The organism is Xanthomonas translucens pv. cerealis (assembly GCF_006838285.1).
Classification (GTDB): Bacteria; Pseudomonadota; Gammaproteobacteria; order Xanthomonadales; family Xanthomonadaceae; genus Xanthomonas_A; species Xanthomonas_A cerealis.
In genome coordinates, this window is the sequence record NZ_CP038228.1 from 2,385,768 (window position 1) to 2,401,109 (window position 15,342).

The 15,342-nt window shown below is 69.2% G+C and carries 15 protein-coding genes and 1 tRNA gene; 1 reads left to right on the forward strand and 15 read right to left on the reverse strand.

The genetic code is table 11. The features are described 5' to 3' along the window. Window positions 1–4: 4 nt before the first annotated feature. The 11 genes from E4A48_RS10445 to trpB form a co-directional block, all read right to left on the reverse strand. Window positions 5–559: a NuoB/complex I 20 kDa subunit family protein gene (locus E4A48_RS10445; protein WP_003467428.1), complete on the reverse strand. Its 555-nt coding sequence runs from the start codon at window positions 557–559 to the stop codon at window positions 5–7. Beyond that, window positions 550–906 (reverse strand): NADH-quinone oxidoreductase subunit A, encoded by a 357-nt coding sequence (locus E4A48_RS10450; RefSeq protein WP_003467430.1) that lies wholly within the window; start codon window positions 904–906, stop codon window positions 550–552. The genes E4A48_RS10445 and E4A48_RS10450 overlap by 10 nt, the downstream gene beginning before the upstream one ends. Window positions 907–1,013: 107 nt before the next feature. Then, window positions 1,014–1,098 (reverse strand) — tRNA-Leu (locus E4A48_RS10455). A 48-nt stretch (window positions 1,099–1,146) separates the two neighbouring features. Then, complete coding sequence (gene secG / locus E4A48_RS10460; protein WP_039006799.1) at window positions 1,147–1,572, reverse strand: preprotein translocase subunit SecG; 426 nt, start codon at window positions 1,570–1,572, stop codon at window positions 1,147–1,149. Window positions 1,573–1,636: 64 nt separating this feature from the next. Then, complete coding sequence (gene tpiA / locus E4A48_RS10465) at window positions 1,637–2,392, reverse strand: triose-phosphate isomerase (RefSeq protein WP_009590596.1); 756 nt, start codon at window positions 2,390–2,392, stop codon at window positions 1,637–1,639. 415 nt (window positions 2,393–2,807) lie between these two features. After that, window positions 2,808–3,761, reverse strand: a complete 954-nt coding sequence (locus E4A48_RS10470; protein ID WP_142742375.1) for an isopenicillin N synthase family dioxygenase — start codon at window positions 3,759–3,761, stop codon at window positions 2,808–2,810. Window positions 3,762–3,875: 114 nt separating this feature from the next. Then, window positions 3,876–5,225, reverse strand: coding sequence for a phosphoglucosamine mutase (glmM, locus tag E4A48_RS10475; protein ID WP_039006805.1), 1,350 nt, complete (start codon window positions 5,223–5,225; stop codon window positions 3,876–3,878). 169 nt (window positions 5,226–5,394) lie between these two features. Next, window positions 5,395–6,285, reverse strand: a complete 891-nt coding sequence (gene accD / locus E4A48_RS10480) for an acetyl-CoA carboxylase, carboxyltransferase subunit beta (protein ID WP_009590585.1) — start codon at window positions 6,283–6,285, stop codon at window positions 5,395–5,397. Window positions 6,286–6,613: 328 nt separating this feature from the next. Then, a complete protein-coding gene (gene trpA, locus E4A48_RS10485; RefSeq protein ID WP_039006807.1) occupies window positions 6,614–7,429 on the reverse strand; it encodes a tryptophan synthase subunit alpha in 816 nt (271 codons plus the stop codon). Beyond that, complete coding sequence (locus E4A48_RS20565; protein ID WP_155522038.1) at window positions 7,426–7,581, reverse strand: hypothetical protein; 156 nt, start codon at window positions 7,579–7,581, stop codon at window positions 7,426–7,428. The genes trpA and E4A48_RS20565 overlap by 4 nt, the downstream gene beginning before the upstream one ends. Then, window positions 7,578–8,795: a tryptophan synthase subunit beta gene (trpB, locus tag E4A48_RS10490; RefSeq protein ID WP_039009145.1), complete on the reverse strand. Its 1,218-nt coding sequence runs from the start codon at window positions 8,793–8,795 to the stop codon at window positions 7,578–7,580. Before trpB ends, E4A48_RS20565 begins: the two co-directional genes overlap by 4 nt. A 95-nt stretch (window positions 8,796–8,890) precedes the next feature. Between trpB and E4A48_RS10495 the strand changes: the two genes are divergently transcribed. Continuing rightward, a complete protein-coding gene (locus E4A48_RS10495) occupies window positions 8,891–9,781 on the forward strand; it encodes a LysR family transcriptional regulator (RefSeq protein WP_039006810.1) in 891 nt (296 codons plus the stop codon). Window positions 9,782–10,241: 460 nt separating this feature from the next. Here the strand turns inward: E4A48_RS10495 and E4A48_RS10500 are convergent, their stop codons facing one another. The 4 genes from E4A48_RS10500 to E4A48_RS10515 form a co-directional block, all read right to left on the reverse strand. After that, entirely contained in the window at window positions 10,242–10,904 is a 663-nt protein-coding gene (locus E4A48_RS10500; RefSeq protein WP_058197157.1) for a phosphoribosylanthranilate isomerase, read from the reverse strand. Further along, window positions 10,901–11,674, reverse strand: a complete 774-nt coding sequence (gene truA / locus E4A48_RS10505; RefSeq protein ID WP_039006814.1) for a tRNA pseudouridine(38-40) synthase TruA — start codon at window positions 11,672–11,674, stop codon at window positions 10,901–10,903. The genes E4A48_RS10500 and truA overlap by 4 nt, the downstream gene beginning before the upstream one ends. 308 nt (window positions 11,675–11,982) lie before the next feature. Beyond that, window positions 11,983–13,983, reverse strand: a complete 2,001-nt coding sequence (locus E4A48_RS10510; protein ID WP_142742376.1) for a FimV/HubP family polar landmark protein — start codon at window positions 13,981–13,983, stop codon at window positions 11,983–11,985. Between the two features lie 244 nt (window positions 13,984–14,227). Continuing rightward, window positions 14,228–15,253 carry an aspartate-semialdehyde dehydrogenase gene (locus E4A48_RS10515; protein WP_142742377.1) on the reverse strand — a complete coding sequence of 342 codons (1,026 nt, stop codon included), beginning with the start codon at window positions 15,251–15,253 and terminating at the stop codon, window positions 14,228–14,230. Window positions 15,254–15,342: the final 89 nt, after the last annotated feature.

Sequence of the window (15,342 nt, forward strand, 5' to 3'; positions counted from 1 at the left end):
GGGATCAGCGCGCGATGGTCTGGGTTCGCCAGATCTTCTTCTGCAGCTGCAAGATGCCGTAGACCAGCGCTTCGGCGGTCGGCGGGCAGCCCGGGACGTAGATGTCCACCGGCACGATGCGGTCGCAACCGCGCACCACCGAGTAAGAGTAATGGTAGTAGCCGCCGCCGTTGGCGCAGCTGCCCATCGAGATCACCCACTTCGGGTCGGGCATCTGGTCGTAGACCTTGCGCAGCGCCGGGGCCATCTTGTTGACCAGGGTGCCGGCGACGATCATCACGTCGGACTGGCGCGGCGACGGGCGGAACACCACGCCGTAGCGATCCAGGTCCAGGCGCGCGGCGCCGGCGTGCATCATCTCCACCGCGCAGCAGGCCAGGCCGAAGGTCATCGGCCACATCGAGCCGGTGCGCGCCCAGTTCAGTAGCGCATCGACGCTGGTGGTCACGTAGCCCTTCTCGAGCAACGGGTTCTCGCCTTCGGGACGCAGGATGTCGTCGACCCGCCCTTCCGGGATCGGGTTGGTCATCAGGCGATCCAGGGTCTGAATCACTCCCATTCCAGCGCTCCCTTCTTCCACACGTAGATAAAACCGAGGAACAACATGCCGACGAACAGGCCCATGGTGACCAGGGAGCGAGCACCCAGGTCCATGAACACCTGCGTCCACGGCACGATGAAGATGATTTCCAGATCGAAGACGATGAACTGGATCGCGATCAGGTAGTAGCGCACATCGAACTTCATGCGCGCGTCCTCGAAGGCCTCGAAGCCGCACTCGTAGGGCGAGAGCTTCTTGGCATCGGGACGCCGGGGACCGAGGAACCGCCCCACCAGCATCAGCGCGACGCCGATTGCGGTGGCCACGATCAGAAACAGCAGGGTCGGCAAATATTCGGCCAGCACTCGCAATTCTCTCTTGCCTGTGCCCGCGCGCGTGCGGCGCAGGCATGGGGTAGACGATCTTCCGGCAAGGGACGTGATGCTCCTGCCTAGAAACCGTAGCCAAACAATGGTGCCCAAGAGGGGACTCGAACCCCTACGACCTAAGTCGCTACCACCTCAAGGTAGTGCGTCTACCAATTCCGCCACCTGGGCTTGCGTATCGCGCGCGGCATCCCGCCGCGCAACATATTGTAACCGTCTTCAGTGTTTCTGCGACGGGGCAGGCGACTTTTGTTGTGCATTTTCCGGCGTCTGCTGTGCTGGCACCGCAGCGGCAGCCGGCGCGGTCGAGGCCGGCGCCTGCGGGATCTGAAGCTCGCCAGCCGGCGCCGGGGTCGCCGGGGTCGCGGCCTGCGACATCACGCCGAGGTTGGCGTCGGCGGCCGGGCGCGCACTGTGGCCGGCATACCAGGCCATGAACAGACTGATGCCGAAGAACACCACCGCCAGCCATTTGGTCGACTTGGACAGGAAGTTGGACGCGCCGCGCGATCCGAACACGGTGCCGGACGCGCCCGCGCCGAACCCCGAACCCGCCGCCGCGCCGGAACCGCGCTGCATCAGGATCAGCGCGATCATCGAGATCGCCACCAGCACATAGACCACATTGAGGATGACCATCAGCATTTCGAAATCCGTCCGGACAGTACGACTGAAGTAGCGAGCGGCCGCCAGCGCGGCGACCGTTCGGTTAACGGGCGGCCGCCGCTCGCGCGATGGCCAGGAAGTCCTCGGCGACCAGCGAAGCGCCGCCGACCAGCCCGCCATCGACATCCGGCTGTGCGAACAGCTCGGCGGCGTTGTCGGGCTTGACGCTGCCCCCATACAGGAGCGGCAGCGAATCGGCGATTCTAGCATCGTGGGCGGCGACTTCGCCACGGATGAAGGCGTGCACCGCCTGCGCCTGGGCCGGGCTGGCGGTACGCCCGGTGCCGATCGCCCATACCGGCTCGTAGGCGACCACGGCCTTGGCGAAGCCCGGCGCACCGGCCAGCGCCAGCACCGGCGCCAGCTGCGCGGCGATGACCGATTCAGTCTGGCCGGCCTCGCGCTGCTCCAGGGTCTCGCCCACGCACAGGATCGGGATCAGCCCGGCATGCAGCGCCGCGGCGAACTTGCGCGCGACCAGCTCGCTGCTCTCGGCGTGATACTGGCGCCGCTCCGAATGCCCAACCAGACCGTACTCGGCGCCGACATCGACCAGCATCGTCGCCGACACCTCGCCGGTGTAGGCGCCCTGCTCGTTGCTGCTCACGTCCTGCGCGCCGAAGCGCAAGGCATGGCCCTCGAAATCCTCGATCAGGTCGCCCAGATACGGCAGCGGCGGCAGGATCACCACCTCCACGCCCTCGGCGGGCAGGCCCGCGGCCAGTTCCTGCACCAACGCGGTGGCGAACTGGCGGTTGCCGTGCAGCTTCCAGTTTCCGGCTACGATCTTGCGTCGCATCGGCGCGTTCTCCGGCGAAAAAGTGCTGAAAGGATAGCCGATGCGCGGTGAGGACCCGCTGCCGCCATCCCATACGGGCGCGGCCACACCGCCCTGCCCGCTCACTGCCGCCCATCGCGAGACCGCCATGTCCCACGCTTCGGGACCGGGGACCCGGGACCCGGGACCCGAGGGTCAATCGACCTGAAACAAACCGACCGCGAAGACCTTGGCTTTTCCGGGTCCCCGGTCCCCGGTCCCCTGTCCCCTGTCCCCTGTCCCCGGTCCCCTGTCCCCTGTCCCCTGTCCCCGGTCCCCGGTCCCCGGTCCCTGGTCCCCGGTCCCTGGTCCCCGGTCCCTGGTCCCCGGTCCCTGGTCCCCGGTCCCTGGTCCCTGGTCCCTGGTCCCTGGTCCCGATCCGAGTCCCGAGTCCCGATCACTTCAACTTGATCTCCCGCAACCGCTCTTCCAGATACCCCTGCGCAGTGATCGGCGCGGGATAGCGGCTGGGGTTGTCGGCGCTGATGCACGAGGGCAGCACGTCGATGACGAAATCCGGGTTCGGGTGCAGGAAGAACGGCACCGAGTAGCGCGGCTGCCGCGCCTGTTCGCCCGGCGGGTTGACCACGCGGTGCGTGGTCGAGGGATACACGTGGTTGGTCAGGCGCTGCAGCATGTCGCCGATGTTGACCACGATGGTGTCGGCGTCGGAGGTGAACGGCACCCACTCGCCCTGCTTCGACTTCACCTCAAGGCCGGCAGCGCTGGCGCCGACCAGCAGAGTGATCAGGTTGATGTCCTCGTGCGCGCCGGCGCGCACGTTGGGGGGGTGCTCGCCAGAAGCGGCGCCGACGATGATCGGCGGGTAGTGGATCGGGCGCAGGATCGCGTTGCCCGACTCGGTCTTGTCGGCGAAGTAGTGCTCGGGCAGGCCGATGTGCAGCGCCAGCGCCGCCAGCACGCGCGCGCCGAGCTGGTCCAGCGCCTGGTACAGGCCGTAGCCGTGCTCGCGGAAGCCCGGCACTTCGCTCGGCCACAGGTTCGGCGGCATCACGTCGCGATACTTGGAATCGTCGGCGATCTCGCGGCCGATATGCCAGAACTCCTTCAGGTCGAAATGCCTGGAGTCCTTGGCGGTTTCCACGCCGAACGCGGTATAGCCGCGGGCGCCGCCGCTGCCCGGCACGTGATACTTGCGCTTGACCTGCTCCGGCAGCGCGAAGAACGCCTTGAACACGGCATAGGCCGCATCGATCTGCGCCTGCGCGATGCCGTGATTGCGGATGCCGGCGAAGCCCCACTCGCGGTAGGCCGCACCCAGTTCGGCGACGAAAGCCTCGCGATCTGTATCGAAGCGAGTGATGTCCAGGGTCGGAATGCGCGCAGTCATGGCGGGAGCCGTAATGGTGAAAGGAAGAAACGCCGCGATCAGATCAGCAGGCGATACAGCAGGTAGAAGGTGGCCGCCTTGGCGATGACCACCACGATGCCGATGGCGATCGACTCACGCCGCGTCACGGACCGCCTCGGCGAGTTTTTCCAGGGTGTCGCGCATCAACGCGGCGTCGTCGGCCTCGACCGTGACCCGCAGCACCGGCTCGGTACCGGACGGACGCAGGAACGCGCGCCCGCGCCCCTGTACCGCCGCCTGCGCCGCGGCCAGCGCCGCCTGCACACTGGGCGCCTCGGCCGGGCGCGCGCCCTGCTGCAGGCGCACGTTGACGGTCTGCTGCGGCACCTTGCGCAGGCCCTGCAGCGCCTGGCGCAGGCTCTGCCGCGAGCGCTTGAGCACCTCCAGCACCTGCAGCGCGCTGACGATGGCGTCGCCGGTGGTGGCGCGGTCCAGGCACAGCATGTGCCCGGAAGTCTCGCCGCCGAGCACGCCGTCATGCTCGACCAGCGCCTGGTGCACATAGCGGTCGCCGACCTTGACCCGCAGGAACGGCAGCTGCAGCGCGGCCAGCGCCTGTTCCAGCCCGTAGTTGGTCATCAGCGTGCCGACCACTGGCCCGCGCAGGCGCCCGCTGGCCTGCCAGCCGCAGGCCAGCACGTACAGCAGGTCGTCGCCGTCGACTGGGTTGCCCTGGTCATCGGCCATCAGCACGCGGTCGCCGTCGCCGTCGAAGGCGATGCCCAGCTGCGCGCCATGGCTGCGCACGTTGCTGGCGAGGTTGTCGATGTGCATCGAGCCGACCCCGGCGTTGATGTTGAGTCCGTCCGGCGCGGCGCCGATCGCGATCACCTCTGCGCCCAGCTCGCGGAACAGCAGCGGCGCGATGTGGTAGGTCGCGCCGTGCGCGCAGTCCAATACCACTTTCAGCCCGCGCAGGTCGAAGCCGCGCGGCACGCTGGCCTTGCAGAATTCGATGTAGCGGCCGATCGCATCGCGTGCGCGCATCGCCTTGCCCAGGCGCTCGGATTCCACGGTGGCGAACGGCGCGTCGAGCGCGGCTTCGATCGCGCTCTCGGTGGCGTCGTCGAGCTTCTCGCCCTCGGCGGAGAAGAACTTGATGCCATTGTCGTAGTGCGGATTGTGCGAGGCGCTGATCACGATGCCGGCGTCGGCGCCGAGCGTGCGGGTCAAGAACGCCACCGCTGGGGTCGGCATCGGCCCGAGCAGTTGCACATCGGCCCCGGCGGCGACCAGCCCCGCTTCCAGCGCCGATTCGAACATGTAGCCGGAGATGCGCGTGTCCTTGCCGATCACCACCGTCGGCCGCGCAGTGCCAGCGGCGCCGGCGCCGAGCACGCGGCCCAGCGCATTGCCCAGGCGCATCACGAAATCGGCGGAAATGGCGCCCTGCCCGACCCGGCCGCGGATGCCGTCGGTGCCGAAATATTTGCGGGTACTCATGGGACCCGGACCCGGATCGGGACCAGGGACCGGGGACCGGGGACCGGGTAAGCGCAAAAGCCAAAGCGGTACTGGCTGTACAACTGACGGCAACCAGGCGAAGCAAGCAAGACACGCAGACCCCTGCTTTTCCCGGGTCCCTGGTCCCCGGTCCCCGGTCCCGCAACAATCACGCCACCACCTCGGTCTTGGCCGGCGCAGGCTGGCGCATCATCATCGCCAGAAGCTCGGACAGGCGATCGCGCAGTTCGCGGCGGTCGCAGATCTGGTCGATGGCGCCGTGCTCGAGCAGGAACTCCGAACGCTGGAAGCCTTCCGGCAGGGTCTCGCGCACGGTCTGCTCGATCACCCGCGGGCCGGCGAAGCCGATCAGCGCGTACGGCTCGGCGATATTGATGTCGCCGAGCATGGCGAAGCTGGCCGAGACGCCGCCGGTGGTGGGATGGGTCAGCACCGACACGTACGGCAGGCCGGCCTCGCGCAGGCGCCCGAGCGCGGCCGAGGTCTTGGCCATCTGCATCAGCGACAACAAGCCTTCCTGCATGCGCGCGCCGCCGCTGGCGGAGAAGCACACGAACGGCGCACCGATCTGCAGCGCGGTCTCCGCGGCCAGCGCAAAACGCTCGCCGACCACCGAGCCCATCGAGCCGCCCATGAAGGCGAAATCGAACGAGGCGGCAACCAGCGGCTGCGCCTTGAGCAGGCCCTGCATCGCGATCAGCGCGTCGTACTCGCCGGTGCTCTTCTGCGAAATCTTGATGCGTTCGCTGTACTTCTTCTGGTCCTTGAACTTCAACGCGTCGGTCGGCCCCAGGCGCGCGCCGATCTCGGTCGGCGTGGTGTCCGGGTCGAACAGCGAGGCCAGGCGCGCGCGCGCGCGGATCGCCATGTGGTGGCCGCACTTCGGGCACACCTCCAGGTTCTCCTCCAGTTCCGGCCGGTACAGCACGGCGCTGCAGTTGGGGCATTTCTCCCACAGGCCTTCGGGAACACTGCGCTTCTTGCTGGGCGTGCTATCGGTGCGGATGCCGGAGGGCATCAATTTGCTGAGCCAACTCATGCGGAATAACGATCCAGTCGCGCGGCCCACCAGGCCGCCAAGGGGCGACAGTCTAGCGCGCTGCTGGAAATCGCGCCGCAACGCGGCCCAACCGGCGATCGCGCAACGCGCCTGGCCGCAGCGCAGCAATTGCGCTCCCGTTGCCGACGCGCAACCGCATCGCGCAGCAAGCGCAGCCGATGCTTGCCCTGTGCCGGCGGCACAGCGGCGGATGGAAGGCCCGGGCGAAGCCGCGCGCGCCGGCGCCCTCAGGTAAGCGGCGACGCCGCTGCGACGCGCGCGCGGCGCATTGCCGCCGCACGGCGCCAGGCGCCGACGGGCACCGCCCTCACCCCTGGTCCAGCGCCTGCCGCAACGGCGCCAGGAAGGCCAGCGCGCGTTCGCGCACCGCCTCCGGGGTGATCGCCTCGGCCAGCGCCGCGACCAGCGCGCTGCCGACCACCACGCCGTCGGCGTCCACCGCCATGGCCCTGGCACTGGCGGCGTCCTTGATCCCGAATCCGGCCACCACCGGCACCGTCGAACGCGTGCGCAGCTGGCGCAGGCGGTCGCCGGCGGCGCGGGCATCGAGGTGGTCGGCGCCGGTGACGCCGGCGAAGCTGACGTAGTACAGGTAGCCGCGCGCCGTATCGCACAACAGGCCGATACGGGCGTCGCTGGTGGTCGGCGAGGCCAGCACGATCAGATCCAGGCCGGCGGCAGTGAAGATCGCCAGGGTTTCGGCCGACTCCTCCGGCGGCAGATCGACCAGCAGCACGCCGTCCACGCCGGCGGCCACCGCCTCTTCGGCGAAACGCGCGGTGCCGTGGATCTCGACCGGGTTGAGGTAGCCCATCAGCACCACCGGCGTGGTCGCGTCGTCGCGGCGGAACGCGCTGACCGTTTCCAGCACATAGGCCAGGCCGGCGCCGCGCGCCAGCGCACGCTCGGAGCTGCGCTGGATGGTCGGGCCGTCGGCCATCGGGTCGGAGAACGCCACGCCCAGCTCGATCACGTCGGCGCCGGCCTCGACCAGCGCGTGCATCGCCGGCACGGTGGCGTGTAGCGACGGATCGCCGGCAGTGACGAACGGGATCAGCGCCTTGCGCCCGGCCTGGCGCAGCGCATCGAAGCGTGCGGCGATACGGTTCGCGGCGCGGCTCATGCGCAGCCCTCCACTCGTTGCGCGGCGTCCCAGCTTCCCCAGTACATCGATGTCACGGTGCCTTCTCCGGTTTCGTAGCGGACCGCGAGCCCGGGCTGCGGGTCGCGCCAAGTCAGATAAATATCTTTGCCATCGTCGCCACGTTTGCTCACAGCACCATCCCTTCGCGCGCAGCGATGGTATGCACGTCCTTGTCGCCGCGGCCGGACAGGTTGCACAGCACCAGCGCGTCCTTGGGCAACTCACGCGCCAGCTTGATCGACTGCGCCACCGCATGGCTGGATTCCAGCGCGGCGAGGATGCCCTCGGTATGCGCCAGCAGGTGGAACGCGGCCAGCGCCTCGTCGTCGGTGATGCCCTGGTAGACCACGCGGCCGCTGTCGGACAGGAACGCGTGCTCGGGGCCGACGCCGGGGTAGTCCAGGCCGGCGGACACCGAATGGGTCTCGATGATCTGGCCGTCGTCGTCGCAGATCACGTAGGTGCGGTTGCCGTGCAGCACGCCAGGGCGGCCGGCGGCGATCGAGGCGGCATGGCGGCCGGTGGCGACGCCCTCGCCGGCGGCTTCGGCACCGTAGATCTTCACCCCGGGATCGTTGAGGAAGGCATGGAACAGACCGATGGCGTTGCTGCCGCCGCCGACGCAGGCGCTGATCGCGTCCGGCAGGCGGCCGTAGTCCTCAAACATCTGCGCGCGCGCCTCGCGGCCGACGATGGCGTTGAAGTCGCGCACCATGCGCGGATACGGATCCGGGCCGGCGACGGTGCCGATGATGTAGAAGGTGTCCTGCACATTGGTCACCCAGTCGCGCATTGCCTCGTTCAGCGCGTCCTTGAGCGTGGCCGAGCCGGAGGTCACCGGCACCACCCTGGCGCCCAGCAGCTGCATCCGATAGACATTGATCTTCTGCCGTTCGATGTCGGTGGCGCCCATGTACACCACACATTCCAGGCCCAGCCGCGCGGCCACCGTGGCGCTGGCCACGCCGTGCTGGCCGGCGCCGGTCTCGGCGATGATGCGGGTCTTGCCCATGCGGCTGGCCAGTAACGCCTGGCCGATGGTGTTGTTGATCTTGTGCGCGCCGGTGTGGTTCAGGTCCTCGCGCTTGAGCAGGATCTGCGCGCCGCCGACCTCGCGACTGAGCCGCTCGGCGTGGTAGATCGGGCTGGGTCGGCCGACGTAGTGTTTGAGGTCCTTGTCGTACTCGGCGATGAAGGCCGGATCCTGGCGCGCCTGATCGTAGGCCGCGGCCAGCTCCTGCAGCGGCCCGATCAGGGTCTCGGCGACGAAGCGGCCGCCGTAGCGGCCGAAATGGCCGTTGGCGTCGGGATAGGCGTGGAAGTCGCTGATGGGGACGGAGGACATGGCGGTCACGGCAAGTAGGACAGGTCTGCACTTTAGCGCACGCATCGCCCCGCAAAAACCGATAAAGTCTGCGCATATCCGTCAGGAAATCTCACATGTCAAGTCTGCGTCGCCTGCCCTCGCTGAATGCCCTGCGCGCGTTCGAGGCCGCCGCGCGGCTGCGCAGCGTCGGCGGCGCGGCGGCCGAACTGCACGTCACCCACGGCGCGGTCAGCCGCCAGATCCGGCTGCTGGAAGAGGACCTGGGGCTGGCGCTGCTGCAGCGCGAGGGCCGCGGCATCCGTCCCACCGCGGCCGGCGAGCGGCTGCGCGACGCGGCCGGCGGCGCCTTCGCGCAGTTGCAGGACGCGGTGGCGGAACTGCGCCGCCCGGCACGCGCCAGCGCCCTGGTGCTGGGCTGCCCGGGCAGCATCCTGGCGCGCTGGATGATTCCGCGGCTGCAGGCGCTGCAGCGCGACCTGCCCACGCTGACCCTGCACCTGTCCGCGCACGAAGGCGAGTTCGGCGCCGACCTGGACGGCCTGGACGCCGCGCTACTGCTGGGCCAGGCGCCGTGGCCGGATGGCTGGCAGGTGCACGTGCTGGCGCCGGAACGGATCGGCCCGGTGCTCAGCACGGCGCTGCCGCAGGCGCAGGCGCTGGCCGCCAGCCCGCCCTCGGCGCTGCTGCGACAACCGCTGTTGCACACCGCCTCGCGCCCGCAGGCGTGGCCGTCCTGGGTGCAGGCGCATGGCCTGGATCCGGCGACGCTGCGCTACGGCACCGGCTTCGAACACCTGTACTACCTGCTCGAAGCCGCGCTGGCCGGCATCGGCGTGGCGATCGCGCCGCAGCCGCTGGTCGCCGACGACCTGGCCAACGGCCGCCTGCTGGCGCCGTGGGGCTTCGCCGAGACTGGCGGGCAGTGGGCGCTGTGCGCGCCAAGCGGCCGCGAAGATCAACGCATCGTCGCGCTGGCGGAGTGGTTGCGCATGCAATTGCGCTAAACCGACGCGAGCGGCACAGGGGATTAACCCATCGATGGCACAGCACCAAGGTGTGCCGCCAGGCTTTGCCTGGGGCAGGTGCAACGCACCTGCAATCGACACCACAGCGCGACGATGCCGCGCCATCGGCCCGCTGCGCTAAACACTGGACGTGGAAAACCTGGGTATGCCGGCTTACATGACTACGCGCTCACGCCAGAGAAAATCACGCAGTGACGCAGCGAACGCAGCACCCGCGCTGTGCTGCGTGCAGCGCGGCACGAGGCGTCATGACGAAGCAGACAAACAGCCAGGCTATTTTCGCTGCAGGACGATGCCACCTGCGGCAGCGGCTTCAGTGGCGACGGATCCTGTCGAGCGCGCCCGCCGCAACGCAAGTCTCTGCCACGCGTTGTGAAGTGCTGAAAAATACACTACCTCATGCCCCGCCTGTCGGCGCCGACATCGACTGCGAAAGCGCTCAGCAGTTGCTGTTCAACTCGTGGCAGTCGGCGCGGCGCACTTCCTCGACGAACTTGCGCATCTTGTGTCCGTCCTTGATGCCCGGCTGGCTCTCGATGCCGCTGGACACGTCCACGCCCCAGGGCAGCGTCGCCACGATCGCGTCGAATACGTTGTCGGAGGTGATGCCGCCGGCGAGCAGGAACGGCCGGTGCAGGCCGGTAGGCAGCCGGGTCCAGTCGAAGATCTTGCCGGAGCCGCCGCTGCCGCCTGGGGCGTGGCTGTCGAACAGGAAGCCGGCCGCGTTCGGGAACTGCAACTGCAAGGTGCGTGCATTGATGTCGCCGCCGCCCATCGGCACCGCCTTCAGGTATGGCAGGTTGAAGCCGCGGCAGAAGCCGTCGTCCTCGTCGCCATGGAACTGCAGCAGGGTCGGGCGCACCGTGCGCAGCACTTCGCGCACTTCGTCCTTGGGGTTGTCGCGGAACAGCGCGACCACGTCCACCATCGGCGAGGCGGCCTGGCGCATCGCGCGTGCCTCCGCCGGCGCCACCCGCCGCGGGCTGCCGTGGGCAAACACGAATCCCACCGAATCCACCCCAAGTTCGCCCGCCAGGCGGATGTCGCCGGCGCGGGTCATGCCGCAGAACTTGATGCGGGTGCGATACAGGGTGCGATTCATAGGGTGACCTCGGCCGGTAGCTTCCAGATATCGGGGTAGAGCGGACCGACGAAGACCAATCCCTGCGGCGGCGCGGTCGGGCCGGCGACGCTGCGGTCACGCCCGGCAAGCAGTTCGCCGATCCAGGAAACCGGCTTGTCGCCCGCTCCTACGATGATTAAGGAGCCTACGATATTGCGCACCATGTGATGAAGGAATGCATTGGCCTGGACCTGGACCTCGACGACCTCGCCGAGCCGGGTCACCGCGATCGCCTGCAGCTCGCGCCGCGCATGCAGCGCCTGGCACTGGATGCTGCGGAACGCGCCGAAATCCTGCTCGCCCAGCAGCGCCTGCGCCGCTTCGTGCATCGCCTCGGCATGCAGCGGCCGCCGCTCCCAGCTCAGCGTCTGCCGATACAACGCCGGGCGTACCTGGCGGTTGAGCAGGCGATAGCGGTAGCGCCGCGCGCGCGCCGAGAAGCGTGCATGGAAATCGTCCGCGGCCGGCACGCACCAGCGCACGCACACCGACGCCGGCAAGCGCGCGGTGGCGCCGAGCATCCAGCCGCGCGGCGCGCGCGGCGCATCGCAGTCGAAATGCACCACCTGGCATTCGCCATGCACGCCGGCGTCGGTACGCCCGGCGCAGATCACGCTCACCGGCCTGTCGGCCACCGACGACAGCGCCGCCTGCAGCGTCGCCTGCACGCTCGGCCCACCGGATTCGCCGAGCTGCTGCCAGCCCTGGAATGCGCTGCCGTCGTATTCCACGCCCAATGCGTAGCGCATCGCGCCTTACTCCCTCACGAGGCACAACGCGGGCCGCAGCGGCCACCGCGCTGCACTGCGGCATGCGCGGGAGGGTAGCGCGGTGCGCGGCCGAACGGCGCTGGCCGAGCGCATAGGCAACCATGGCGACGCGGTGACCACCACGCATGCGCGTGGGGCCGCAACGCTCGTCTGAGGCATCGGCCGGGACAGCGGCTGGCGGCGTGTCGGCGGCATCATCGCAAGGTCGCAGAGGTAGTCGCGCATCGTTGCATTCCCGGTCGCGGCAGCACGGCGGCGGCGTGTGCGCCACACGCCGCCTGTGCACATCAGCTCAAGCTGGCCAGCAACTGCTGGGCTTCGGCACGCGCCGCCGGATCGCCGGCGGCCGCCACTTCGACCAGCAGGGTGCGCGCGGTTTCGTTGTCGCCCAGGTCCATGTAGGCCACGGCCAGCTCCAGGCGCTCGCGGCCGATCGGCGGATGGGTCGCCGCCGGTTCGGGAGCCGGTTCGGCGGCGGCCGGCAGATCGGCTTGGTGCCAGGTCGGCTCCTGGCGTTCGGCGAGCACCGGCGCGACCGGCGTCGGCACCAGCAGCGGCGGCGATTGCCGCCATGGTGCGTCGGTGTCGACCGACGGCGGCGGCTGTGGCGGCGTGGGCGCGACCTCGGCGTCGGGCCGCAGCGCGAAATGCAGATGCTCTGCGGCCGGGACGGCGCCGCTGTCGTCGTGACGCTGCGCCTGCGCGGCCAGTTCGCGATCGAATGCGTGGTCCTGGTATGCCCGCTCTTCGGCGGCCGCGTCTTCGGCCACTTCGCGCTCGTGCTCGTCCAGCGGCGGCAGGTCCGGCGCATCGACGTCGCGATGCGCGACCACCGGCACCGCCGCGGCCAATGCGGCCGTGTCGTAGTCGTGCCGCGGCAGCGGCGGCAACGGCGAGGGCTTGCGGCGGCGTGCCAGCAGCAGCGCGCCCAGGCCCAGCAGCAGCAACGCCAGCCCGCCCCACAGCCACAACGGCCAGCCGCCGGAGCCCGCCGTCGGCGCGGGTTGCGCCTGCGCCTGGGTCTGCCCGGCCTGCGCCAGGCGCTTCTGCGCCGCGGCCAGGTCGCTGTCCTTCAAGGCAATCAGTTGCTGCTGCTGGGCCTTGAGCTTTTCCAGCTGCTCGACCCGCGAGCGCAGATCCTGGACCTCGGCATCGCGTGCTGCGAGATCTTCGCGCGCCTGCTGCAATTGTTGAGTCGCCACCATGTCTCCCTCGTCGCCGGTACCGGTGCCGGACTTGGTTCCCGCGTTGTCGCGTTGCGCCGGCACCGCCGGTGCGATTTCCAGGCGTGCGCCAGACGTGGCCGCCGCGGCGGTCGATGCTGCCGGCTTGGCGGCCGGCGCGGCGCTCGCTTGTGCCTGCTGCGCCTGTGCCGGCTGCGGCACCGGCGCTCGCGCCTGCCGCCATTGCGCGGCCTGTTCGCGGACGATGGCGGTGGCCGTAGCGGCATCGATGCTGGCCAGTTCCTCCTGGCGCGGCGTGCGCAGCACCGCGCCCTGCTTGAGCAGGTTGACGTTGCCGCGGATGAACGCATCAGGATTGGCGCGCAACAGCGCGACCATGGTCTGGTCCAGCGAGTGGCCGCCGTTGCGCGCCAGCTGCCCGGCGATCTGCGACAAGGTCTGCCCGCGCTGCACCGGCGCCAGCGCATCGCCAGGCGCCGCGACCGGCGCTGGCGCGCTGCGCACCGGCGCGGCGGGTGCGGTCGGCGCTGCAGGCGTCGGCGTGCTGGCGGCCGCCGCCGGCGGCAACGGCTCGCGACGCGCGATGCGGTTGGACGGTACCGCGGCGGCCGGTGCATCGATCGCCGGCGCGTCGATCGCCGCGGCGGTGTTGGGCGCATCGAGCAACGCCGAATACTCGCGGATCAACCGGCCCTGGCCCCAATCGACCTCGATCAGGAAGCTCAGCGACGGCACTTCGACGGGCATGCTGCTGCTGACGCGGATCACCGCGCGGCCCCGGTTGGTCTGCGCGAAGCGGAACTGCAGGCTGCCAACCAGGCCATCCGGGCGCTGCAGCCCGACCCGGGCGAAGGTCGCCGGCGAGGCCAGCGCCACGCGCGCGTTCTCCAGTTCGCCCGGTTCGTTGGAGATCACGGGGATCTCGGCCAGGAACGGCTGACCCGGCTTGGACAGCACGCGGATGTCGCCCAGCCCCAGCGCCAACGCGGCCTGACTGCAGGCCAGCAACAGCAGCGCGCATGCCGCACGCCAAGCCCGGCTCGGGCCGGATGCAGACGCAGCATGGTGACGCAGACGATGGAAACTACGTGGTTGTAGGCGCATTACGCCTCTGCCCTTGGTGTCATGGCGTGCAATATATATGAAGCCGGGACCAAGGACCCGGGACCGGGGACCCGGAAGAGCGAAAAGCGGGAGGCAAGCGTATGGGGGACCGCGGCGGAAAATCTGGAAGCGCAATAGAAAACGGCAAGAGCACGCATGCGCCTGCCGTTACATAGAGCCTGGCGCAGTGGCGCCCTCCACTCTCGCTCCAACCCCCGTGTCCCCGGTCCCCGGTCCCGGCGGCTCAGCCTTCCTGCGCCACCAGCTCGGCCAGCTGCACCGCGTTGAGCGCGGCGCCCTTGCGGATGTTGTCGGAGACGATCCACAGGTTCAGGCCGCGCGGATGCGAGATGTCCTCGCGGATGCGGCCGACATAGACCGCATCGGTGCCGGAGGCGTGGGTGACCGGGGTCGGATAGCCGCCGGGCTTGCGCTCGTCGACCACCTCCACACCCGGCGCCGCGGCCAGCAATGCGCGCGCCTGCTCGGCGCTGACCTTGCGCGTGGTCTCGATCGCCACCGCTTCGGAGTGGCCGTAGAACACCGGCACGCGTACCGCGGTCGGATTCACCTGGATGGTGTCGTCGCCGAGGATCTTGCGCGTCTCCCAAACCAGCTTCATCTCTTCCTTGGTGAAGCCGTTGTCGAGGAAATCGTCGATGTGCGGGATCAGGTTGAAGGCGATCTGCACCTGGAACTTCTTCGGCTCGATGTCCTGGAACGCCAGCAACTGCGCGGTCTGCTTGCCCAACTCTTCCATGCCCGAACGGCCGCCGCCGGACACCGACTGGTAGGTGGCCACGTTGATGCGCTCGATGTTGTACTCACGATGCAGCGGCGCCAGCGCCACCAGCATCTGCATGGTCGAGCAGTTGGGGTTGGCGATGATGCCGCGCGGACGCTGCTTCAGCGCTTCCGGGTTCACTTCGGACACCACCAGCGGCACGTCGTCGTCGTAGCGGAATGACGAGGAGTTATCGATCACCACCGCGCCGGCGGCGGCGAACTTCGGCGCGTATTCCTTGGAGATGCCGCCGCCAGCGGAGAATAGCGCGATGTCCACGCCGGTCGGGTCGAAGGTGGCCAGGTCGAGCACGGTGACCTTCTGGCCCTTGAACTCGACCTGGCCGCCAGCGGAGCGCTCGGAGGCCAGCGGGTACAGGGTGGCGATGGGGAAGTCGCGCTCGGCGAGGATGTTCAGCATGGTTTCGCCGACAGCGCCGGTGGCGCCGACGACGGCGACGTTGAAACGACGGGATTCGTTGCTCATGGGAGATGGTTCGATCGGGTAGGAGAAAGGAGGAACAGCCGCACTGCCAGCTGGATTCGGGGAACCTCCCGAGCGCGCCGCTCAGGTCG

What these genes read in the sequence shown, in the direction of transcription:
- E4A48_RS10445 (WP_003467428.1), bottom strand. Translation starts at nt 559, where the DNA reads ATGGGAGTGATTCAGACCCTGGATCGCCTGATGACCAACCCGATCCCG.
- secG (WP_039006799.1), bottom strand. Translation starts at nt 1,572, where the DNA reads ATGCTGATGGTCATCCTCAATGTGGTCTATGTGCTGGTGGCGATCTCG.
- tpiA (WP_009590596.1), bottom strand. Translation starts at nt 2,392, where the DNA reads ATGCGACGCAAGATCGTAGCCGGAAACTGGAAGCTGCACGGCAACCGC.
- E4A48_RS10470 (WP_142742375.1), bottom strand. Translation starts at nt 3,761, where the DNA reads ATGACTGCGCGCATTCCGACCCTGGACATCACTCGCTTCGATACAGAT.
- glmM (WP_039006805.1), bottom strand. Translation starts at nt 5,225, where the DNA reads ATGAGTACCCGCAAATATTTCGGCACCGACGGCATCCGCGGCCGGGTC.
- accD (WP_009590585.1), bottom strand. Translation starts at nt 6,285, where the DNA reads ATGAGTTGGCTCAGCAAATTGATGCCCTCCGGCATCCGCACCGATAGC.
- trpA (WP_039006807.1), bottom strand. Translation starts at nt 7,429, where the DNA reads ATGAGCCGCGCCGCGAACCGTATCGCCGCACGCTTCGATGCGCTGCGC.
- trpB (WP_039009145.1), bottom strand. Translation starts at nt 8,795, where the DNA reads ATGTCCTCCGTCCCCATCAGCGACTTCCACGCCTATCCCGACGCCAAC.
- E4A48_RS10495 (WP_039006810.1), top strand. Translation starts at nt 8,891, where the DNA reads ATGTCAAGTCTGCGTCGCCTGCCCTCGCTGAATGCCCTGCGCGCGTTC.
- E4A48_RS10500 (WP_058197157.1), bottom strand. Translation starts at nt 10,904, where the DNA reads ATGAATCGCACCCTGTATCGCACCCGCATCAAGTTCTGCGGCATGACC.
- truA (WP_039006814.1), bottom strand. Translation starts at nt 11,674, where the DNA reads ATGCGCTACGCATTGGGCGTGGAATACGACGGCAGCGCATTCCAGGGC.
- E4A48_RS10510 (WP_142742376.1), bottom strand. Translation starts at nt 13,983, where the DNA reads ATGCGCCTACAACCACGTAGTTTCCATCGTCTGCGTCACCATGCTGCG.
- E4A48_RS10515 (WP_142742377.1), bottom strand. Translation starts at nt 15,253, where the DNA reads ATGAGCAACGAATCCCGTCGTTTCAACGTCGCCGTCGTCGGCGCCACC.